The organism is Bifidobacterium sp., from assembly GCF_022640935.1.
Lineage (GTDB): Bacteria > Actinomycetota > Actinomycetes > Actinomycetales > Bifidobacteriaceae > Bifidobacterium.
This window is the reverse complement of sequence record NZ_JALCCV010000032.1, coordinates 1-22,342: the sequence shown is the minus strand read 5'-3', so window position 1 is coordinate 22,342 and position 22,342 is coordinate 1. Positions and strand designations below refer to the sequence as shown.

The following is a 22,342-nucleotide window of genomic DNA, read 5'->3' as shown; positions in this document are numbered from 1 at the left end:
GAAGGAGACCATCATGTTCCGGGCCAGCGAATGAGCGCCAGGGACGGGGGAGTGCTCGGTCTGCCCGACCAGATATTCCACATGATGGCCGCGCCGCGCCACTTCGCGCCCCAACGTAATGATGTGATGCTGAACCCCGTCGAGGACATCGAGCGTATCATCGAACACGAAAGCTATGCGCACTTGCCGTAACCTGCCTTGATTTCTCGAACTATAGAACGCAACCATTGCGCGGAGCCGCGGAGCCGCGGAGCTGCGAGACCCGCAGCCAATCCGTCCGCACGCTGCCAGTCTACTCGCGCCTGCAACGCCTCCGTCCATTTTTTGCGGCGGCCCGCGCTGTGCCGGTCACCGGTGCCTGCCGCCGTGTGTTCGCGTCTGCGGCACCTGTCCGCGTCCAGCATGCGGTCGGCTGACAAGGCGGGGCAATCCCGTGATTACACTGAGCCACGTGCCCGTATGTTACGCGCATATTAACGATTCCTGCCGCTGTGCGGTGGGCTTCGAGGGCTTTTTGTCGAGACAGCCGCACACAACTGCCAAGGCAACGCCACGCCAATGCCATTCTCGGTGCGTCAGCACAACAGAGCGAAACGAAGGAGGAGTGATGGGTCAGGATCAATCATCAGTGTTTGATCTCGCGGCGCAAGCCGCAAAGTCCAATGGGGGGAACAACGACCTGCTGCTGCCTCCGCGCAGATTTATCGGGGCACCGCAGAAGCCGAGCGCCATGCCCTATACCAAGTACGTGGCCTACAGCAAGCAGATCCCTTTCGACTATCCGGAGCGCACCTGGCCGGGCAGGACCCTGCAGCGCGCGCCGCGCTGGGCTTCGGTCGACTTGCGCGACGGCAACCAGGCACTGGTCAACCCGATGGATCCGGAGCGCAAGCTGCGTTTCTGGAACCTACTCGTTTCGATGGGCTTCAAGGAGATCGAAGTCGGCTTCCCAAGCGCCTCGCAGACCGATTACGACTTCATCCGCATGCTCATCGAACGCGAGCTCATTCCCGATGATGTGACCATCATCGTGCTCACGCAGGCGCGCGAACACTTGATCCGCAAGACCTACGAGTGCCTCCGCGGCGCGCGGCGAGCCGTCGTGCACTTCTACAATTCGGTTTCCGTGCTCCAGCGCGAGGTCGTGTTCCGCAAGGACAAGGCGGGCATCGCCAAGCTCGCCACCGATGCGGCCGCCCTCTGCAAGGAGCTTGAGGCCGAAGCGGGCGGCACCGAACTGTTCTACGAGTATTCGCCGGAGTCCTTCACCGGCACCGAACCCGGGTACGCGGCGGAGGTGTGCAATGCGGTGATCGATGTCATCAAACCTACGCCTGAGCGTGAGATCATCATCAACCTGCCCGCCACAGTGGAGATGACCACGCCGAACGTTTTCGCCGACGAGATGGAATACATGTCCAACCACCTGCAGGATCGCGATTGCGTCGTGCTCTCCGTGCACCCGCACAACGACGAGGGCATGGCCGTGGCCGCCACCGAGCTGGCGCTGCTGGCCGGCGTCGACCGCGTCGAGGGATGTCTGCTGGGCAATGGCGAACGCACCGGCAATGTCGACTTGGTGACCTTGGGCCTCAATCTGCTCACTCAGGGCATCGATCCGCAGATCGACTACTCGAATGTGCCCGAGATCCGCAAAACCGTCGAATACTGCAACCAGATCGCAATCTCGGAACGTCACCCCTATGCAGGCAACTTCGTATTCACGGCTTTCTCCGGGTCGCATCAGGACGCCATCAAAAAAGGCCTCGACGCGCGCGAAATGGCGGCGCAGCGCTCCGGAGCGGACCTTGATCGCTTCGTATGGCTCGTGCCGTATCTGCCGATAGATCCCAAGGACGTCGGCCGCAGCTACGAGGCCATCATCCGCGTCAACTCGCAGTCCGGCAAGGGCGGCATGGCCTACCTGCTCAAAACCAATCACAATTTCGATCTGCCCAAGCGCCTGCAGATCGAGTTCGACAAGATCGTGCAGAACTACGCCGACCAGACGAAGAAGGAAGTCAAGGACGAGGACATCTGGCGCCTGTTCAAGGACGAGTATCTGCCGGTCGAGGCTGGCGGCGTAACAGACGCCGCCATGATCGTGAGCGACAACGGCGACGCGACGCTCAAGCAGTGGGGCCGCCTGAAGCTGCTCAAGGTCTCGTCGTCATCCGGCGAGGACGGTTCGGATACCGTCATCAAGGTGCGGCTCCTCGACCGCGGCGCCTCGTCTGACGCGGCGCCCGCCGAGCGCGAGATCTCCGGCTTCGGCAACGGCCCGCTCGCCGCATTCCTCAACGCGGTCCGCACCTTGGGCATCACCGTTTCGGTAATGGACTACGCCGAGCACGCCATGACTGCCGGCTCCGACGCCATGGCGGCCTCCTACGTCGAATGCCAGATCGGCGAAGAGGGCGAGTCGAAGATCATCTGGGGCGTAGGCGTGGATTCCTCGATCACTACCAGCTCCCTGAAGGCCATCATCTCCGCCATCAACCGCGCGCAGCGGTGAACCGCGACACCGTCATGGGCGGTATGGCTGCGGTCTGCAACATACTGCGGATACAATCACGGTGAGACGTTCGGCCGCCAGCAGGGCGCAGGCGGCCAGAGAAAGGATTGCGCAGATGGCTTCATCAACAACGCCGGCGCAGGCCTGCCCGGTTCCTTTTGCCTCGATCGGCGAATCCATACCGTCCAACGTGTTCGCGGTCATGGACGGCAAGGTCGCCCGGGCCGTTGCGCAGGGCGCGGATGTGATCGACTTGGCGAAAGGCAATCCGGACGCCTACCCGGCGCAATTCATCCGGGATGAGGCCAAACGGGGCGTGGATGATCCGCTCAACGCGCGGTATACCGCGTTCGATGGCAAGACGCCGTACCTTGAGGCGGCGGCCGGATGGTACGAGCGCGAGCATGGCGTGGAGCTTGAGTGGCCGACGCAGGTGTTCGCCGTGGTAGGAGCCGTCGACGCGCTGGCAGGGCTGTATGCGATTCTCGTCGACCCGGGAGACGCAGTGGCCTTCGCCGACCCGTATTACCCCTCGTACCATTGCATGGCGCACATGTGCCGCGCCGAGGAAGTGCTGCTGCCGGCGCTCGCCGACCGCGGTTTCCTGCCGGATCTCGATGCCGTTCCAGCGCGGACTTGGGACCATGTCAAGCTGCTGGTGCTCAACTACCCCAACAACCCCACCGGCGCGCAGGCCCCGCTCGGATTCCTGCAGCAAGCGGTCGATCTGGCCAGGCGGCATCATTTCGTCATTGTGCACGACTACGCCTACTGCGGGCTTGGCGTGGGCGGCCCTGACGCCCAGCAGCACAGCCTGCTTGAGATTCCGAGGGCTTTCGACGTGTCGGTCGAGGTGTGCTCATTGTCCAAAATGTACGCGATGGCGGGGTGGCGCGCCGGGTTCGTGGCCGGCAACTCGGCTATTATCGACCGTCTGAAGCACTACCACTACCAGATGTGCTCGATGATTACCGGCAGCGTGCAGGACGCGGGCACGGTGGCGCTGAACAGCGATCAGAGCTGCGTGGCCGAGCTGGCCGAACGCTATGCCGACAGGCGACGCGTCGTGGCCGAAGGGCTCGAACGTGCCGGGTTGCACGTCTTCGGCTCGCCCGGCGGCATCTACGTGTGGGCGCAAGTCCCAAGTGGTTGGAACGGCGATCGGTTGGCCGGCTATTTGCTCGACACAGCGCAGGTCGCCGTGCTCCCTGGTTCATGCTTCGGCTCGGTCGGCCTCGATTATGTCCGCCTGAGTTTGCTCAAGCCGCAGGAGCAATTGCAGCAAGCCATCGGGCGCATCGCCGCTGCGCTGAAATAGCCGGGTGCTTGCGGCCACTACGCCCGTGCGCTGCGCTTCATCGTCCCGAACCTGAATTGCTCCCCTGAACGGGCGGTTTTTGTGCGCCGGCTCCGGAGCCGGAACCGACGGTGCCGGATTGCTCTTGAGACTGTGAGGACTGCGAAGACGATGATGACGATGAGTCTTGGCTCGGCTGCGGCGATTCATCTGATTGATCCGGCTGGGTGGTGTTGTTCTGGTCAGCCTCTTCCTGCGCCTTCTTGGCGGCGTCCTCTTCGGCTTGCTTTTGGGCTTCCTCAGCGGCCCTGCGTTTCGCCTCGGCCTCGGCCTGCTGCCGCTGCCAGGTTTTCGCTCCAGTACCCCAATCGCCGTCCGAGCCGCCGATCCTGCCGTTGTCGGTGACTGTGGGGAAAGCTTCGTCAGGCGTGTCTGCCAATGCCTCGGTCATGTACTGCGTGAACATGTGCACAGCGTAATCGCTGCCGCCGCTGTAGCCGGCGAAGGCCGGGATCCGCTGCGGGTTGCCGCTCGCGTCCGGATACCACATGGCGAATACGCTGACCGTGTTCGGCGTGAAGCCCACGACGCTTCCTGCCGTTGCATCGTTCGCGGTGCCGGTTTTCGCCGCGATCGTTTTGCCGATGCGCCGGGCCTCCCGAGCCGAGCCGTTCTGAACGGTTCCGGTCATGGCCTTGGCCACGAGGGCCGTGGTATTGGCATCGAAAACCTGTGTGCTCGTCGTAGGGGCCTTGAACATCGCGTTGCCGCCGGCGTCCCTGACGCTCGCCACGATGTGGAGTTTCGGCTTGCGGCCCTGGTTGGCGATCGTGGCATATGCCTGCGCGATATCCTCCACATGCACACCGTCGTTGCCCAGAATGGTGAAGGGGTTGTCACCAGTGACGCGGGCGCTGCTGACGCCGGCCTCGTTGGCGATCTGCGCGATTTTCTTGGCGCCGAGATGCTGCTGGATGTCCATGTACACGGTGTTGACCGAGTTGGCCGTTGCGGTGTACAGGTTGATGTACCCGTAGCTGACATTGCCGAAGTTGCGCACAGGCGAGGTGAGTCCATCATACGTGCGCGGCGAATTGCCGTTGAACGTGGTGTTCAGGCTCACGCCGCTTTGGATCGCGCCGATCAGGCCGAAAGGCTTCATCGTTGAGCCTGGCTCGTAGAGGGCCTGCGTCGCATTGTTCAGCTGTTTCTTCAGATAGTCGTCGCCGGCGTAGATCGCGACGATCGAACCGTCTTTCGGATTGACGGACATGGCGCCGGTCTGCAATCCGGCGGGCACGAGGCCTTTGCCGTCCTGCGACGGGCTGGCGGTCTTGAATATCATGTCCTGCTTGGCCTTGTCGATTGTCGTGACGATCTTGTAACCGCCGGTGTCGAGCTCGTCCTTGGTGAAGGTCTTGTCGCCGGTGAGCTCGTCCCTGACCATTCGCAGCAGATAGCCCTGCTGCCCGGCGTAGGTGTCTTGCTGCGCGCCTTTGATGGTGTCAGGGAATTTCGCGGCCGCCGCCTGCTGGCTGCTGATATAGCCGTCTTCGCGCATGATCGTGATCACGCGCTCGAAACGGCTTTTCGCCCGGGTCGGGTTTTCGGCTGGATCCCAATTGCTGGGCGAGGGGATAATGCCGGCGAGCATGGCGGCCTCAGGCACGCTCAGATCCCTGGCGCCTTTGTTGAAGTAGGTTTTCGCCGCAGCTTGGATCCCATACGCGCCCCGCCCGAAATAAATGGTGTTCATGTAATTGCACAGCACCTGGTCCTTGTCCTGCGACTGGGCGATTTTCACGGCAAGCACGGCTTCGCGCAGCTTGCCGGGATACGAGGTGGTTTCGCCCAGATAATATCGTTCGGCGTACTGCTGGGTGATCGTGGAGCCGCCTTGGCGCGATCCGGTGGTGATGTTGTTGAACAGCGCGCGGCCGATGCCTTTGAGATCGATGCCTTTATCGGTGTAGAAGGAGCGGTTCTCGGAGGAGACGACGGCTTGGCCGATGTATTTGGGCAGCGCGCCGCAACTGATGATTTCGCGGTTCTGGTTCGCGAAAGAACCGATCTCGGTAGTGCCATCAGCGTAATACACCGTGGTTTTGGACGACAGCGCGACCTTCTCGGCCGGCGGTATGTCCGTCGTGATGTACAGGTATGCGAAAGCTGCGATGCCGATCGCCAGCAGCGTGCCGATGATGCCCAGCGTCCATTTGAGGATGCGATGCCTACCGCGCCTGTGGCTCTTCCTGTTGCGGCCGTTGCGGTTGCCGCGATTGTCCATGCCGGCCCGATTGAACTGGCCTGATCCGCTGGCGCGATGGGAGCTGCTGGACGCGCGCCGCGGGGATGCCGCTGAACGCACGGCTGCGGTGCGTCCGGCAGTGCCGTAGGCATGTGATGAAACGGTGCGAGTCTGAAAAGCCATGCCACCACGGTAGCCGAATCCCCTGAAAAACGGCTGTTGTTCGCGCAATCGCCACAAATCGGCGCGAGCTTCGGCCGCGCATCCTGCTGCGGCGAATATGGCGAAGGAACGTGCCAAAGGCGGTGCGGGGCTTCGGTTGCGAGCGGTTCTCCAAGTTCGGGGCTATGCTTGAGTGTTGGAATACGTAACGCGCTACATATATATAGAGGAGTCGATATGAGCATTCGCGTAGCAATCGCCGGCGTGGGCAACTGCGCTTCGTCGCTGGTACAGGGCGTCGTATATTACAAGGACGCTGCCGATGACGACAAGATTCCCGGCCTGATGCACAATAATTTCGGTGGCTACCGCGTGCGGGACATCGAGTTCGTGACTGCCTTCGACGTGGATGCGCTCAAGGTGGGCAAGGATCTGTCCGAGGCAATCGGCGCCTCGCAGAACAACACGATCAAATTCGCTGACGTACCCGACCTCGGCGTCGAGGTGCTGCGCGGGCCGACGTATGATGGCTTGGGGCAGTATTACCGCGAGATGATCGAAGAGTCGCCTGCCGAGCCCGTTGATGTGGTCAAGGAGCTCAAGGACAAGAAGGTCGACGTGCTGGTCAGCTACTTGCCCGTTGGTTCCGAACAGGCAGACAAGGCTTATGCGCAGGCGGCCATGGACGCAGGCTGCGCATTCGTCAACTGCCTGCCTGTATTCATCGCCTCCGACCCGGAGTGGGCGCAGAAGTTCCGCGATGCCGGCCTGCCGATCGTGGGCGACGACATCAAAAGCCAGGTCGGCGCCACCATCACGCACCGTGTCATGGCGCGCCTGTTCGAGGATCGCGGCGTGCGGCTTGACCGCACGTACCAGCTCAACGTGGGCGGCAACATGGACTTCATGAACATGCTGCAGCGCACCCGCCTGGAGTCCAAGAAGATCTCGAAGACCCGCGCCGTCACTTCCATCGTGCCGCACGACATGGAGAGCCACAATGTGCATATCGGGCCGTCGGATTACGTGGCATGGCTCGACGACCGCAAGCTCGCGTTTGTGCGGTTGGAAGGCACAACCTTCGGCGACGTGCCGTTGAACCTCGAATATCGTCTTGAAGTGTGGGATTCGCCGAACTCCGCCGGCATCGTGATCGATGCGGTGCGCGCAGCCAAGATCGCGCTCGACCGCCATCTCGCCGGCCCGGTGCTCGCGCCGAGTTCATATTTCATGAAGTCCCCGGCCGTGCAGCATGAGGATGGAGAGGCCCGCCAGCTCGTTGAGAAGTTCATCGCCGGCGATGTGGAATCCACCGAAGAACAGCTTGACGCCGATGTGCAAGCGGCCAAGGCGAATGGCAAGGACGTCTGGCACGCCTGAGCGGTAATTATGTGATTATTGGCTGATTGCCGGGCCTGTGCCTAGGCACGGACACGGCAGCCGATACTGCAAGCCTGCGGGCGAACGCATACGCATGCGTTCGCCCGCAGGCTTTTCTCGTTCTCTGCAGGCTCCATCGCTGCGTGCCTTGCCTGTCTCGCGATCCCGATCCGCGCGTGTCGTCAGGGTTGGCGCATCCCAGCAAATTCACCGGATGATAACGGGGTATAACAATAAAGTATTCCAGAAATCTTCGCAGGCAGCTCAGTAATCAAGAAATCGTAATGATTTTGTAACTATCAGGTGGGAAACTGCTGAAATGCTCTTTCAATCACGAAAGGGCCGCATACAAGGGGAAGAAACAACATGAGTCATCAGTCATCACGATGGTCTCGTTGGGCTGCGGTCGCGGTATGCGCAGCCATGGCGGGAGGATTGCCGAATGTCGCTTTTGCAGACACGCCTGGCGGTTCGCAGCTACCGAAGTCGATTTCGGAACAGATTGCGAAGAATGCAAAGCCACTGAAGGCGAAGGTTTCGCCGCAGCTCAGGCGCGCCACCGGCACGGTCAGCGCATTCATTCGAACGACCGCGACTTCGGGCGTTGAGGAGAAGGTGCAGGTTCGCGCCCAGCTCGATAGGCAACGAGATGCCGCATCGGACGCGCAAAAGGAAAAGGCGGCCAACAAGCAGGGTGTGGCGAAGGCTAAAGATGCCGCTAAGACGGCGAAGAAGGTCTTTGGCGCCCTTAAAGCGGAGGACAAGAAGGCCGAGCAGCTCTACGTCGCGTCATACAGCATCGCCGGTGTGGCGGTGACCGCTGATGCCGCTTCGCTCAGGGCCTTGGCCAAGAACAAGTCCGTGCTCTCCATCACCCCGCTCACGCCCAAGACTGCGGTGAGCGACCCGGCTGCGACGCCGACCACCACGTCGACCAAGCAGGCGACGGCCAGCGAAAAAGCCAAGGCCAAAAGCGCCGAAGCGGCGGCCAAGAAGGCCGCAGGCACTGAAGTGCCGACGAACAAGAACAGCGACCAGCTCGTCAACGCCGTCAAATCGTGGTCGCAGACCGGCCAGACCGGCAACGGCGTCAACGTCGCCGTCGTCGATACCGGACTGGATTACACGCATGCCGACTTCGGCGGAGCGGGCACGTCTCAGGCCTACGAAGAAGCCTACAAGACGACCGGCAACCCGCTGACCGATCCCACGGTGAGCAAGCTGCTCGACAAGGCCAAGTTCAAAGGCGGCAAAGATTTCGCCGGGCCAGTGTACGGCACGGACACGAATGGCGATGGCGATGCCGACTACGACAATGCCAAACCCGACGACAACCCCATCGACGGCGTCGGCGGCCACCACGGCACCCATGTCGCCGGCTCGGTCGCCGGCTATGGCGTGACCAAGGACGGCAAGTCCTTCGACGGCGATTACACGAAACTGACTGAGGGCGATGTGGCTGGCATGGAGATCGGCCCAGGCGCCGCTCCCGATGCCGGGCTCTATTCGCTGAAGGTCTTCGGCGATTTGGGCGGTAGCACCGAGCTGGTGGGACAGGCTTTGGACTGGGTCGCGCAGCATAATCTCACCGCCAAGCCGGCCGACAAGATCGAAATCGTGTCGATGTCGCTCGGCGGCTCCTTCGGACAGAGCGACGACCCCGAGAACGTCCAGGTTGACGCCTTGGCCAAGGACGGCGTGCTGTCCGTCATCGCCGCGGGCAACGACGGCGATGTCACCGATATCATGGGCGCTCCAGGCACCGCGCACAGCGCGCTGACCGTGGCGGCCAGCCAGAGCGGCAAGACGCTGCAGGACGCGGTTGAAGTGGCCGATGGCCCTGCATCGCTCAAAGGCCAGAAGCTCGCCGGCCAGTATTCGCAGAATTACACGAAGCTTGACGATTTCTCGGTGACCGGCAAGGTGGTGCGCGTCACCGGTGTGGCTGAAGACGGTGAAACACCGAATCTTGATGGATGCTCTCCCTACTCCGCTGAAGAAGCGGCCGCAGTCAAAGGCAATATCGCCTATGTCTACTGGGATGATGACGATTCAACCAGGGCTTGCGGTTCCGGCCAGCGGTTCAACACTGCTGAGGAGGCGGGCGCCATCGGCATCGTCTTCGGCTCTTCGTACAACATCCCCGAGGCGGGCATCGCCGGCAACGCAGGCATCCCCGGATTCCAGCTGGTCAAGAACGCCAGCGACAACAAGGATCTGCAGAAGGCCATTGACGATGGCGCTCTGACGCTCACGCTGTCTTCCACGCTGCGGCTGAGCCTCGACGCGGACTATTCCGCTGAGAGCGCGGACACGATTGCATCCTTCACGTCTCGTGGCATCCACGGTTCGTACGATGGCACGGTCAAGCCTGATGTGGCGGCTCCCGGCGTCGGCATCATCTCGGCGTCCGCAGGCACGGGCAGCGACGCAGAGATCATGAGTGGCACCTCGATGGCCACCCCGCTCACGGCGGGCGTCGTCGCTTTGGTGCGTTCCGCCCACCCCGATTGGGACGCCTACCAGGTCAAGCAGCAGCTGATCAATACTGCGGATCACGACGTGCTGACCGCTGACCGCGCGAAGGCATACGGTCCGCTGCGCGTCGGCACCGGCCGCATCGACGCCCTCGCCGCCGTCGAAAACGGCGTGCAGGTCTCCTCTGATGACGCGGTTGCCGTGACCGGCCAGTTCGGCATCGTCCAAGTGCCGAAGGACGGCTACAAGGCCACCAAGACTTTCACTGTGGCCAACACGACCGATCAGACCCGCACGTATGCGGTCTCGTACGATCCTCGCACCTCGACGCCTGGCGTGAACTACACGGTGAGCACGGGCTCGATTACGGTCCAGCCGCACTCCAGCGCCACTTTCGACGTGACGCTGAGCATCCCGAACCAGTCCGCGCTGCGCCACACGCTCGATGCGACGCAAGCCGACAACGTCGGCGGTATGCCCACAAGCTATGTCACCGACGCCTCAGGCATCGTGAAGCTGACTCCGGCGGACAAGGCCGAAGACGCCTTCAACCTGCGTGTGGCGGTCTCCTCCGCTCCGCGGCCGGTCTCTGAGACTGACGCCATCTACACCGCCGCGGCCGACGGGTCTCGCGCACTGAACATCGCAGGCCATGGCTTCAGCCAAGGCGCAGCCGAGCAATCCTACGACTCCCAGGCCGTGCCGCTCGTGCTCGCCGCGCAGTCCGCGGCCGACGGCTACGGTGTGAATGACGATCCGAACACGCAGGCTGTGCGTAGCCTACAGTCGGCGGACATCCGCGCAGTCGGGTATTCGACGACTGCACCGCAGCTGAGCGATCCATCCGATGGCTTGGTGAACTTCGGTATCGTGACGGACAAGACCTGGAACCACCTGGGCAATGACTTCGTCCCTGATGTCCTCATCGACACCAATGGCGACGACGCTGCGGACTACTTCGCCACGGTCTTCACCACCATCGGCTACACGCAGTACGACACCGCGTGGGTCGAGGTCTTCGATCTCAATACCGGCGAACTCTCCGATGTGGAACCGATCGATGACTCCTTCATCTCTGATTCCAACCAGGTGGTGTTCAGCCTCAGCCTTGGCGCCCTTGGCTTTACCGAGGACAGCAAGAGTGCCCAGATCGGATTCGGTGTGCAGACTGAATCGGTGTATGCCGAGGACGCACCTGACTCCTACATCGCCGACTCGGTTGGCCTTGATCAGAAGACCGGGGACGTGAACGGAACCCTGAGTTTCGACGCCTATGCGCCATCGCTCTGGTTCGGGGCCAAGAACGACGCCGATGCCGAGGGTGGCGAGAGCTTCTTCCCCGATCAGCAGGATACGACCGTCGCGGTCAATGCCAAGGCTGGTGCGGATACGAGCAAGGTACAGACCCTGACGCTGCATACGTTCGGCGCCCTTCCCGACAAGTCCGACGATCCACTGACGCTCGACATCGACAGCCTGGTGGACAAGACCAAGCTGCAGGCCGCAGTCGACGCTGCGGGCAAGCTCAAGGAGTCCGATTACACAAAGGATTCTTGGGGTGGGTTCGCCAAGGCGCTTGCCGCCGCCAAGCAGGTGCTCGCCGATCCGCATGCGACGCAGGCTCAGGTGGATGCAGCCGCCAAGGCCTTGGCTGACGCTCAGGCTGCGTTGGCCAAGCCGGTCGTGGTGGACAAGACCAAGCTGCAGGCTGCAGTCGACGCTGCGGGCAAGCTCAAGGAGTCCGATTACACAAAGGATTCTTGGGGTGGGTTCTCCAAGGCGCTTGCCGCCGCCAAGCAGGTGCTCGCCGATGGGAAGGCCACTCAGGAGCAGGTTGACGCTGCGACCAAGGCGTTGGCTGAGGCGCAGAAGGCCTTGGCTAAGCCTGCCGAGCAGAGTGGTGACTCCAGCAATGGCGGCGAGGGCTCGACGCCGGCCACGCCTGTCGAGGGCGAGCATGGCCAGCTGAGCACGACCGGCGCAGCGGTCTCCGTTGTGGCCGTGCTGGCCGTCATCTCGCTCGCGCTGGGCTCCGGGATGATGCTTGCGCGTCGCCGAGCGAACGACGATGCCCAAACGCACCGCTGAATAACCGATGGCGAGCGTCTGTCGGCTCCTTGGACTGAGGATAGTTCTGCACCGAGGAGCCGCAGAATGCAGCCACTGACGCACTGAAGGCTTGTGGCCTCGGACTCATAACGAGTCCGAGGCCACAAGCCGTTTATATGCTGTTCCGTCCTGTGTTTTCGCCGCTCGACGGGGTTGCTGGCGCTGTGAAGCCACAGGAATCGAATATCGATGGGATGGCACTGCGGAACGGGCTGCGGCTTACAACGAGCACACCACCAGATAGACGGCGACCGCGTGGCAGACGTAGCCGATGATGGTGCCCAAATGGAAGACCTCATGGTATTCGAACCAGCCGGGGATCGGGTTGGGCCTGTGGATCGCGAAGCAGACCGCGCCAGCGATGTAAGCCGCGCCGCCTGCGCCAATGAGAACCGTAGGAGCCGGGCCTGCCGCCGGCGCGGACCACAGCTGCGGAACCAGCGTGACGGGCGCGAGGCCTAAAACGACGTAGACGATGGTGAAAACCCAGCCGGGGGCGCGCAGCCAGAGGATATGCGCCACGGTGCCGATCAGGGCTGTGGACCAGATGATCGCGAGGTATGGGCGGCGGATTGAGGCGGGCAAAGCGAAAAGAATCGGCGTATTGGTGCCGGCGATGATAAGGAAAATATTCGAATAGTCGATTGCGCACAGCACTTTCGTCACGCGCACGCTCGTCCACGGCACCACGTGCAACACCGCGCTGTTGGCGAACAGCAGCATCGCGGAGGCACCGTATACCGCGCATGCGGCCTTGACCCAGCCGCCCGGCGCGACGCAGATTAGCACGACCGAGGCGGCGATGCACAACGGGAACATGGCCAGATGCATCCAGCCGCGCAGCCGCGGCTTGCGGATGCCGAAGGCATCGACGCCGACCTGTTCGGACGCGAGCTTGTGCGCGGATCGCAGGGCTTGTGAATCTCGCGATGTCCGATCTGCCTGCGGTTGGCGCGCCGAGCGCGAACCCCGCGAAAGTGCTGTATTCACCCTGCGGTCCTTTCTGGACTCCTGCGATCCCTGCGATCCCTAGGGTCATGCGGTTCCTGCCGAGTCAGCATGGCGTTGCCGCCGCGAACATATAATAATAATACGCTGTCAAGCTACGTGATCGTAACCTACTATAACGTAACTTGCTAATGGAATCCGGCTGACGCGCCACCTCGGCGTGCGGTGGTGTACACTGGTGAACGCCTCCATGTGGCGTTACGTCGCCCAACTCCCCCAGGGCAGGAATGCAGCAAGGGTAAGCGGCCTCTGACGGGTGCGTGGAGGTTTTCCTATCTCATGCCATATGTGCATATTTTGCCGCAACTGCGTTCTCCCGGCGTGCATCGGCGTGGTCTTAGCCGTAGAGTCGGGAATCATGAGCGAGGAAACCGAACCCGAGGTGGAACAGCACAATGTGGCGGCGGGAGCCCCGGCGCCGCATGAGGCTCCTGATGCGGCGAGCGATGTGACGCCCGATCAGAGCGGCGGGTTTGCTTCGGACGCGGCCGACAGCATGGTCTCCGATGCAGATGACGATGCGCGGAATTCGAGTCGGCCTGAGGCCTCCATGCCTATTTTCATGCCGCTGGACGAGCCTGCTGCACTACATGACCCGGCCGCGGCCGCGGCTGCGGCGGCGCAGGCGGATGCCCGGGCGCGGCGAGATGGCGACGACTTCGCTGGTTTGACAGGTTTGCAGCGCGCACACAATGCGCAGTTCCCGCAGCCTGATGCTATCGGCAGCGATGCCGATGGAGCTGCCGCCAACAAGCTGGACAACGATTTGGACGGCGATTTGGACCGTGGCTTGGCACGTCTCGATCCGCTGGCCGTGCGGCCGAGAATCTCCAGCCGAATTTTGTGCGTGGCGTTTGCGCTGCTGTTCGCGATATTGGCAGCAGGCGCGTGGTGGCTGGGCGTGTGCACCATGAACGGCCAGAATTACGACGAAACCGTATACACCGATCTGGGCGGCTTCATCGCCTCTTGGCTTCGCCCGGTGACCGATGCGTTCACCAACTCGAAACTCGTGATTGCTCTCAGCGTCGCCGTAATCGCCGCCGCGGCGCTGGTGGCTGCTGTGCGCCGGCGCTGGTGGCTGCTCGGGCAGCTGGCCGTGATCGGCGCGCTGTTCTGGGCCGTGCATTACCTGAAATATCTCCTGCCGCGCCCCTTCATCGGCGACATCGTTTCCAGCCAGAAAAACTCTGCTCCTTCAGGGCATACGCTGTTGGCCGCGGCGGCCGGGATACTGCTGCTTATCGCGGTCGCCCGCGCATGGCGGGCGTTGGCCGCGGTGCTGTCCTGCCTGTACGCGGTGCTGGTGGGCCTGTCCGTGATAGTGGGCGGCTGGCACCGTCCGACCGATGTCGTCATGGCGATTCTGCTCGCCGGGGCAGTCGGTCTGCTGGTGCTCGCATGCACACGGGCGTCCGGCATGGACGCGCCGGGGGAACGGGCCTCATCGCCCAGCGTGCAGATCGTCGCCAGTGTCATGATCACGCTCGGCGTGCTTGGCGGCCTGTATGCTGGCTACATCATCTGGCAGATCGAGCCCGGACTGGCGCTGAGCGAACGCTGGATCCACGACGGGGCCGTCGCTTCGGCGCTTGTGCTTATCGCGGCATCCAGCGCGTTGGTGTTTGGTCTGACGCTCGTCATGCGTCAGCTGACCGCATCCCCGCTTTCGAAGTTTGGGCTCGTGGGTGCGCCGCCTGCACCTCCTGAACTGCCATTATCGAGGGAATGACCAGTGAGGCAACCGCCAAAACATCAGGGCGGCACACACCGGATTTGGCGCTTCGACATACCGCATGCGTATGATGGCGTTCCGAATGACAGAAGAAGGAGGGGCAATGGCAAACGGCACCAAGCTCGTCATCGTCGAATCCCCGACCAAGGCCAAGAAGATCGGCGGGTATCTCGGCAAAGGCTATACCGTGATGGCATCGGTGGGCCATATCCGCGATCTCGCCCAGCCCAGTCAGGTCCCCGCCGCCCAAAAAGCCAAGTTCGGTAAATTCGGCGTCGATGTGGACGACGGATTTGCACCGTATTACATCGTGGGCTCCGACAAGAAGAAAACCGTATCCGATCTGCGTGCCGCGCTCAAAGGCGCCGACGAGCTCTACCTCGCCACCGATGAGGATCGCGAGGGCGAAGCCATCGCCTGGCACCTCGTGCAGACGCTCAAGCCTAAAGTCCCCGTCAGGCGCATGGTCTTCCATGAGATCACCCCGGAAGCCATCAAGGCGTCGCTGCGCGAAACCCGCGATGTGGATGACCATATGGTCGACGCGCAGGAGACGCGCCGCGTGCTCGACCGGCTCTACGGCTACGAGCTTTCCCCGGTGCTCTGGCGCAAAGTCGGCCCCGGGTTGTCCGCAGGACGCGTGCAGTCCGTCGCCACACGGCTGATCGTCGAACGCGAGCGCGAACGCATGGCGTTCGTGAAGGCCGCGTATTGGGATGTCACTGCCATGCTCGGCGCGCCGAGCGTTCAGGGCGATGCCGTCGATTTCGCCTCTAGGCTCGTATCGCTGGGCGGCAAGCGGCTGGCCGCTTCGAAGGACTTTGGCGATGACGGCAAACTCACGCCTGCCGGGTTCAAAGACAACGTCTGCCAGCTGGACGAGGCCGGTGCGACAGCGTTGGCGAAAACGCTCCAAGACGCCATATTCACAGTGGTGTCGAACGAATCAAAACCATATCGCCGCCGCCCGTTGCCGCCATTCACCACGTCGACACTGCAGCAGACTGCCGGTAACCGGCTTTCGATGAGTTCGCGCCAGACCATGCGCGCCGCGCAAGGGCTGTACGAGAACGGCTACATCACGTATATGCGCACGGATTCGGTGACCTTATCGCAGGAAGCCATTTCCGCCGCCCGCGATGCCGTCCAATTCCACTTCGGCGCGTCGTATCTGGCCGACAAGCCCAAGCAGTATGCCACGAAGACCGCAGGCGCGCAGGAGGCCCACGAATGCATCCGGCCCGCCGGTTCGCGTTTCCGCGATCCGAAAGAAGTGGCGGGGAAGGTGCCCTCGGACCAGCTCAGGCTTTACACGCTGATCTGGCAGCGCACGCTGGCTTCGCAGATGGCCGATGCAACCGGCTCGACCGCAACCGTCAGGTTTTCCGCTGCTGCAGGCAGGCAAGGCGAGGCGATTTTCCAAGCGTCCGGTACGGTTATTGAATTCCTCGGGTTCCTCAGGGCGATGTCGGGCCGTTTCGGCTCCGGTGCTGGCGGCGGCGCACCACAGTCGGCGCACGCTGCCGAGGCGAAAACCGATGCGCAGGACGCAGGCGGGAACCTGCGCGCAACGGCCGATGATAACGAGTCCCTGCCGCCGATGAAGGTCGGCGACGAGCTGCACGCTTCGCAGGTGGGCGCCGACGGGCACGAGACTCAGCCGCCCGCCCGCTACACCGAGGCCTCGCTGGTCAAAACGCTTGAGGCCAAGGAGATCGGCAGGCCTTCGACCTATGCGAGCATCATCTCGACGATCATCGACCGCGGCTATATCTATGAGCGCGGCAGGGCGCTGATCCCGTCTTGGCTGGCGTTCGCGGTCACGAAGCTGCTTGAGACGAAATTCCCCAAGTATGTGGACTACGAGTTCACCGCCGATATGGAGAACGGACTCGACCAGATCGCGCATGGCAAGGAAACCGGCAGGGAATGGCTGACGCGGTTCTATTTCGGTTTCGGCGAAGGGTCGGCGAAGAGCGTGGCCGAAGCCCATGAAGGGTTGCAGCAGCAGGTCGCGCAGCTGGGCGAGATCGACGCACGGGCCATCAATACCATCGACATCGGCGACGGTCTGCATGTGCGCGTCGGGCGTTACGGCCCGTATCTCGAGGATATGAACCAAAGCGACGGCGACGGCAATCCCAAGCGGGCCTCGCTGCCCGACACCATGGCGCCCGACGAGTTGACCGTCGAAGCTGGACACGAGCTGATCGAGCACAATTCCTCTGGTCCGCGCGAACTCGGCAAAGATCCGGCGACCGGCGGCACTGTCGAAGTGCGCAACGGCCGGTTCGGGCCATACGTGGCGTTGGTCGCGGCCGACAGTGGGACGACGGGTGCCGGCCCTGACACGGCTAAAGCTGCGGGCTCTACGGCGAAAAAGACCACGAAAAAGGCGGTGCAGACGGCCGCCCGACCCAAGATGGCATCGCTGTTCAAGTCGATGAGCCCGGACACGCTGAGCCTTGAAGACGCGCTGAAACTCCTCAGTCTGCCACGCGAAGTCGGCACGATCGAGGAGACCAACGCCGAGACCGGCGAGGTTTCGCAGGCGACGGTGGCGGCCAGCAATGGGCGTTACGGCCCGTATCTAACCAAAACCAGCGCTGACGGCAAAAGCGAAACGCGTTCGCTGGGCAGCGAGGATGAGATCTTCACCGTCGATATCGCCCAGGCCAAGGCGCTTTTCGACCAGCCCAAATATGGCCGCGGGCGCGGCCGGGGCGCTGCCAAGCCGCCGTTGCGCGAGCTTGGGGCGGATCCGGAGACCGGCAAGAACGTGACGATCAAAGATGGGTTCTACGGAGCGTATATCACCGATGGCGAAACGAACAGGACCCTGCCCAAGCAGTACACGCCCGAATCGATCGAGCCGGCTGAAGCTTTGCGGCTGCTCGCCGAGAAGCGCGCCGCCGGGCCGGTCAAGCGCCGCGGGCGACGCCGCGCCGCGACAACCACGGCAAAGTCGACGTCGAGGAAAGCCAAGGCGAACACAACGGCTGTGAAGAAGACAACCACTTCGAAGACGGCTGCCGCAAAATCCTCTGCCGCGGGGAAATCCAAATCCGCCAAGACCGGCGCAGCCGCTTCGGGCACGCGCAAAAGCGCTGCAGCCAAGGCCCAGTGATGGCGGGGCTGTTCATTTCCTTCGAAGGCGTCGACGGCGCCGGCAAGAGCACGCAGGTGGAGCGGCTACGCCAATACGCCGAATCGCTGGGGCGCGCGGTTACCGTCACGCGCGAGCCGGGCGGCACCGCTCTGGGCCGGGCCATCCGTCAGTTGCTGTTGCACGGGGTGCCGCAGCACGGCCCGGATGCCGTCGAATATGCCAGCTGGGTAGCTGATGCAGACACTGGCAAAGGGACCGGCGGCATCGCCGCGCGCGCGGAGGCGCTGCTCTTCGCCGCCGACCGCGCGCAGCATGTCGCCCAGGTGATTCGCCCGGCATTGCTGCACGGCGGCATCGTCATCAGCGACCGCTATCTGGATTCCTCGCTCGCCTACCAGGCAGGCGGGCGCGAGCTGACAGACGAGGCGGTGCGGCGGCTCAATGTGTGGGCGAGTGCCTCGCTGTTGCCTGCACGCACCTATCTGCTGGATATGGATCCGGCGCTTTCGCACAGTCGGCTTACCCATGGCGCGGATCGCATGGAGGCCGCGGGCGCGGCATTCCAACAACGTACCCGGCAGGCTTTTCTGGAGCTTGCCCGCGAGGAGCCACAGCGGTTCAGGGTTATCGATGCCGCGCGACCCGTTGCGGCGGTCTGGCAGGAGATCAAAACCGATTTCGATGCTCTGCTGGCTAGCGGCCCGGTTCTGGACGGGGAACCGGCGTCGGTAGGTTCGGCCACGGGCGACGGCGTTGCTGTGACCGATGATGTCAGCAACGGCGGCGGCAGTGACGACGAATCGCAGAAGGGCTCGAGATGAGCGTCTGGAACTCGATCATCGGCCAGCAGCGCATTGTCGATCAGCTTTCCGCCATCGCCGCTGGAGATATGAGAGCTGTCGCCCAATCATGGCTTATCTGCGGGCCTCCCGGCTCGGGCCGCTCGAATATCGCTCGTGCGTTCGCCGCGGCGCTGGAAAGCCCTGATCATGGTCTGGGCGTGGAACCGACGCGGGCTGCTTCGCAAGTGCTTGCCGGAACGCACCCGGATGTGACGATTCTGGCGACCGATAAGGTGACCATCGGCATCGATGAGGTGCGCGGCCTGATAGAAACCGCCGAACAGACGCCGAGCACTGCGCCATGGCGCATTATCATCATCGAAGACGTCGACCGCATGCTCGAGCGCACGACGAATGTGCTGCTCAAAGAGATCGAGGAACCCAGCCCGCGCACCATCTGGCTCCTGTGCGCTCCGAGCGCGCAGGATGTCCTGCCCACGATCCGTTCGCGCACTCGCATCGTCAATCTCGCTGTGCCGTCGGCGTCGGCTGTCGCGGATTTTCTGGTTGCGCAGGATCACATCGAACGCAAGGTTGCAGCTCGGGCCGCTCGGCTGGCCGAAGGCCATATCGGCGTGGCGCGGCTGTATGCGAACAACGATCAGGTGTTGGCTGACCGCGACGAGCTTATCGTTGGAGTCTTAGGCCTAGAACGCGCTTCCGACGCCGTGCTGTTGGCGGCGAACCTGATCGAGAACGCGCAGTCCCAGGCGCAGCAGGATGTGCAGCGCCAGGCCGAGGAACGCGAGGTGCAGTTCCGCCGTCTCAACGGGTTGGGAGCAAAGGATCGCATCCCTCCCAAACTGCGCGGGGCCTTCAATGCGATCGGCAAAAAAGACGTGCTCAAACGTCAGAGCACGCGCCGAAGCCGCGACATATTGGATCGCGCGCTCAACTCGGTCGCCAGCGTCTACCGCGATGTCGCCATACTGCAGAACAATGCGGAAGACGCGGCAGGGCTCATCAACTTGGAGAACCGCACGCCCATCACCGAGCTGTCCGCCCATCTCACGCGCGTCGACGCGGTGCAATGCCTCGAGGAGATCGCTGTCGCTCGGCGCAGGCTCGCCGGCAACGGCAACCCGGCCCTCGTCTTCGAAGCCCTGTTCTGCGCGCTGATGGCCCGGTAGCGGTCCACGCCTTTTTATCGAGGCAAAATATGCGGTCCGCTCAGCCCGGATCGATGCCGGGGAATTCCATGTCGCTGCTGCCGAAGCGCGGGGTCGCTGTTGACTGGCGCTCGATGAGCTGCGGAGAGAATGCGGTATGGGAGGGGAGCCAGCGTTTGCCCGTCGGTCCCTTGTGCATCAGACGCAGGGTCGCCTTGACTATCGGTGCGATCGGCGGGCGCAGCGAGCTTAAGCTGGGATGCAGGGCCTGTGCCATCGTGGAATCTCCTGCGCCGATGATGCAGACCTCGTCAGGAACATGCACCCCCAATTCGTGCAGGGCGATCAACGCGCCTGCGGCTATGGCGTCGCTGGAGCAGATGATGGAATCGGGCCGTCTGCCCCGCGCCGTGAAAAGTGCCATGGCGTCATCGTATCCGCGTGTGACGGTGCTCGGGCCGAATGTTGTCCAGGCTGGTTCGCTGTCCATATTGCGCATGCTCATCGACGTCTGAAAAGTCATGTACCGTTCCGCGGCGTCGTCCGAATCGACGGTGTCGCCGAAGAAAGCCACGGCGCCCGCATTATGCGCCGAAAGATGGTCGAGCGCGATCTGCATTGCGGCGCTTTGGTCTATGCCCACCCAGCTGATGCGGGAGGAGATGACCGGCCCGGATATCTGCACGATAGGCATGGTCCGGGCGAGAGCTTCCAGCTCGGGGTCGGGTTGCGCATCGTCAGGAGGGACGATGACCAGGCCGTCGACTTTCCGGGTGGCCATGGCGGCAATGCGGTCATGCTGGGTCTGGGCATCGGGGCCGATGCCCACGAGCAGCTGGAGGCCTGCGTGTTCGATGGCCGGCTCCAGCTCTGCCAGCAGCTCGGCCGCGAAAGCCTGGTGCGGATCAGGCAGAATCAGCCCGAGAAGATGAGTCACATTGCTGCGCAATGTGCTTGCGGCGTTGTTGGCGGAGTAATGCAGTGCATCCGCGGCTTTGAGCACGCGCCGGGCGATGCCGTCGTTCTGCGCACGCTGCCCGTTGATCACGCGCGACACCGTCGCCGTCGACACTCCGGCCATGGCGGCGACGTCGGTGATTGAGGCGTGTGAGACGGGCGTCGTCGAATCGGATATCATTCCTGCTCCCAACGTGATGGTGTCCTTGGACTCGACCTGTCCGTCCGCAGGTGCATGCCGTGCAGGCGGACAGGTCGATGGGGTCCATATTGGCAGGGTACTCGTTTTCAACAAACGCGGCATTGCGGGCCGCAATTCGGATTGCCGCCGGTTGTTGCCGGGAATAGTCGCCAAAGCCCATGATACACGTAGTCGACGAGAGATCAGAAAACGTTTACCGTTTATAGCAAGCCGATTTTAGGTGTATACTCAGAGACATTGGAGAACACTCCGATGGCAAGCACAGATGCGGGTACCATCTGCAGCGCGGCGACGAGAATGGACAATGATTCGTTTTTCCCGGCTCGGCGTTGCGGAAAGGCACAACCCTAAGAGGTGTCATAGGCATATCGGGAAGGCTGGCAGCGGCTGCCTTGCTTTCCCGGGATCAGGTCGTGCAGCCATCGAAGGCGAACGCCAATTCGCGCCGGGCAGGAGCCCGGCCGGACACAGAATGCGCGCTGATGCGACACGCGGCGTGCACTGAATGGAGAAAGGACGTACATATGGCCGCTGACATCGATGGATTCCTGCCTGATAGCTCGTTCCTGCTGGATGTTGAAGCCAAGGATTGGAAAGATGCCATCCGCTTGGCGGGCGACGGCTTGGTTGCTTCAGGATTCACTACGCAGGCCTATACCGAGGAGATGATCGGCGCCGTCGAGAAAATGGGGCCGTATATCGTCATCGCCCCGGGCATGGCGCTCGCCCATTCCCGGCCGTCGGATGCTGTGCTGCACACCGGACTGAGCTGGGTGCGATTGAGCACGCCAGTGGAGTTCGGCAACAAGCGCAATGATCCGGTGTCACTGGTGATCGGCTTGGCAGGCCGCGATGAGAATGAACACATCGTCGTGATGTCGGCGATCGCATCGGCCCTGTCAAATGCGGAAAAGACCGCGCGACTGGCCACGGCCTCGACGCCTGATGACATTCGCGCCATCTTGGAATCCTGATTGCCATTCGGCGGGGCGCTACCGCTGAAACATCTGCCGTCTCGGTCCGGCCCGGCCGCCCGAGCAAACAAAATCAATAGAAGAACCACGAGAGAATTGAGCAACTATGAACATCCTATGCGTATGCGGCAACGGCATCGGCACGTCGGTGCTGCTGAAGATCAATACCGAATCCGTTGCCTCGGATCTGGGCATGGACGTCACTGTCACGACATCC

Annotated in this window: 12 protein-coding genes, 1 other RNA gene and 2 pseudogenes; 11 read left to right on the top strand and 4 right to left on the bottom strand. The window is 62.6% G+C overall.

Annotated features, from left to right (window positions below; genetic code table 11):
- Nucleotides 1–228, bottom strand: a pseudogene (locus tag LKG04_RS07525) (hypothetical protein); the annotation flags it as partial.
- Between the two features lie 379 nt (nucleotides 229–607).
- Here LKG04_RS07525 and leuA point away from each other — a divergent pair.
- Both leuA and LKG04_RS07515 read left to right on the top strand, forming a co-directional pair.
- The gene (gene leuA, locus LKG04_RS07520; protein ID WP_291760169.1) at nucleotides 608–2,515 is read left to right on the top strand and encodes a 2-isopropylmalate synthase; all 1,908 of its coding nucleotides are present in this window, start codon (nucleotides 608–610) and stop codon (nucleotides 2,513–2,515) included.
- A gap of 115 nt (nucleotides 2,516–2,630) precedes the next feature.
- The gene (locus tag LKG04_RS07515) at nucleotides 2,631–3,833 is read left to right on the top strand and encodes a pyridoxal phosphate-dependent aminotransferase (RefSeq protein WP_434734841.1); all 1,203 of its coding nucleotides are present in this window, start codon (nucleotides 2,631–2,633) and stop codon (nucleotides 3,831–3,833) included.
- 37 nt (nucleotides 3,834–3,870) lie between these two features.
- Here the strand turns inward: LKG04_RS07515 and LKG04_RS07510 are convergent, their stop codons facing one another.
- Nucleotides 3,871–6,243: a transglycosylase domain-containing protein gene (locus tag LKG04_RS07510; RefSeq protein WP_291760166.1), complete on the bottom strand. Its 2,373-nt coding sequence runs from the start codon at nucleotides 6,241–6,243 to the stop codon at nucleotides 3,871–3,873.
- Nucleotides 6,244–6,459: 216 nt separating this feature from the next.
- On the opposite strand from LKG04_RS07510, the gene LKG04_RS07505 reads away from it, so the two are divergent.
- A complete protein-coding gene (locus tag LKG04_RS07505) occupies nucleotides 6,460–7,602 on the top strand; it encodes an inositol-3-phosphate synthase (protein WP_291760163.1) in 1,143 nt (380 codons plus the stop codon).
- Between the two features lie 366 nt (nucleotides 7,603–7,968).
- Nucleotides 7,969–12,168 (top strand): S8 family serine peptidase, encoded by a 4,200-nt coding sequence (locus LKG04_RS07500; protein WP_291760160.1) that lies wholly within the window; start codon nucleotides 7,969–7,971, stop codon nucleotides 12,166–12,168.
- 240 nt (nucleotides 12,169–12,408) lie between these two features.
- Here LKG04_RS07500 and trhA read toward each other — a convergent pair whose 3' ends face one another.
- A complete protein-coding gene (trhA, locus tag LKG04_RS07495) occupies nucleotides 12,409–13,179 on the bottom strand; it encodes a PAQR family membrane homeostasis protein TrhA (RefSeq protein ID WP_291760158.1) in 771 nt (256 codons plus the stop codon).
- Between the two features lie 197 nt (nucleotides 13,180–13,376).
- On the opposite strand from trhA, the gene ffs reads away from it, so the two are divergent.
- From ffs to LKG04_RS07470, 5 genes are all read left to right on the top strand, one after another.
- An RNA gene (ffs, locus tag LKG04_RS07490) (signal recognition particle sRNA small type) lies at nucleotides 13,377–13,473 on the top strand.
- Between the two features lie 82 nt (nucleotides 13,474–13,555).
- A complete protein-coding gene (locus LKG04_RS07485; protein WP_291760156.1) occupies nucleotides 13,556–14,929 on the top strand; it encodes a phosphatase PAP2 family protein in 1,374 nt (457 codons plus the stop codon).
- A 106-nt stretch (nucleotides 14,930–15,035) separates the two neighbouring features.
- A complete protein-coding gene (gene topA / locus LKG04_RS07480; RefSeq protein WP_291760154.1) occupies nucleotides 15,036–18,059 on the top strand; it encodes a type I DNA topoisomerase in 3,024 nt (1,007 codons plus the stop codon).
- Entirely contained in the window at nucleotides 18,059–18,862 is an 804-nt protein-coding gene (gene tmk, locus LKG04_RS07475; protein ID WP_291760151.1) for a dTMP kinase, read from the top strand. Before topA ends, tmk begins: the two co-directional genes overlap by 1 nt.
- On the top strand, nucleotides 18,859–20,013 hold the full coding sequence (locus tag LKG04_RS07470) for a DNA polymerase III subunit delta' (RefSeq protein ID WP_291760148.1): 1,155 nt from the start codon (nucleotides 18,859–18,861) through the stop codon (nucleotides 20,011–20,013). Before tmk ends, LKG04_RS07470 begins: the two co-directional genes overlap by 4 nt.
- Nucleotides 20,014–20,053: 40 nt before the next feature.
- Here LKG04_RS07470 and LKG04_RS07465 read toward each other — a convergent pair whose 3' ends face one another.
- Nucleotides 20,054–21,130, bottom strand: coding sequence for a LacI family DNA-binding transcriptional regulator (locus LKG04_RS07465; RefSeq protein WP_291760144.1), 1,077 nt, complete (start codon nucleotides 21,128–21,130; stop codon nucleotides 20,054–20,056).
- Between the two features lie 545 nt (nucleotides 21,131–21,675).
- Here LKG04_RS07465 and LKG04_RS07460 point away from each other — a divergent pair.
- On the top strand, nucleotides 21,676–22,125 hold the full coding sequence (locus LKG04_RS07460) for a PTS sugar transporter subunit IIA (protein ID WP_291760141.1): 450 nt from the start codon (nucleotides 21,676–21,678) through the stop codon (nucleotides 22,123–22,125).
- A gap of 106 nt (nucleotides 22,126–22,231) precedes the next feature.
- Nucleotides 22,232–22,342 (top strand): annotated as a pseudogene (locus LKG04_RS07455) (PTS ascorbate transporter subunit IIB); the annotation flags it as partial.

Coding starts and splice junctions, on each gene's coding strand:
- leuA (WP_291760169.1), top strand. CDS start 608: ATGGGTCAGGATCAATCATCAGTGTTTGATCTCGCGGCGCAAGCCGCA.
- LKG04_RS07515 (WP_434734841.1), top strand. CDS start 2,631: ATGGCTTCATCAACAACGCCGGCGCAGGCCTGCCCGGTTCCTTTTGCC.
- LKG04_RS07510 (WP_291760166.1), bottom strand. CDS start 6,243: ATGGCTTTTCAGACTCGCACCGTTTCATCACATGCCTACGGCACTGCC.
- LKG04_RS07505 (WP_291760163.1), top strand. CDS start 6,460: ATGAGCATTCGCGTAGCAATCGCCGGCGTGGGCAACTGCGCTTCGTCG.
- LKG04_RS07500 (WP_291760160.1), top strand. CDS start 7,969: ATGAGTCATCAGTCATCACGATGGTCTCGTTGGGCTGCGGTCGCGGTA.
- LKG04_RS07485 (WP_291760156.1), top strand. CDS start 13,556: ATGAGCGAGGAAACCGAACCCGAGGTGGAACAGCACAATGTGGCGGCG.
- topA (WP_291760154.1), top strand. CDS start 15,036: ATGGCAAACGGCACCAAGCTCGTCATCGTCGAATCCCCGACCAAGGCC.
- tmk (WP_291760151.1), top strand. CDS start 18,059: ATGGCGGGGCTGTTCATTTCCTTCGAAGGCGTCGACGGCGCCGGCAAG.
- LKG04_RS07470 (WP_291760148.1), top strand. CDS start 18,859: ATGAGCGTCTGGAACTCGATCATCGGCCAGCAGCGCATTGTCGATCAG.
- LKG04_RS07465 (WP_291760144.1), bottom strand. CDS start 21,130: ATGATATCCGATTCGACGACGCCCGTCTCACACGCCTCAATCACCGAC.
- LKG04_RS07460 (WP_291760141.1), top strand. CDS start 21,676: ATGGCCGCTGACATCGATGGATTCCTGCCTGATAGCTCGTTCCTGCTG.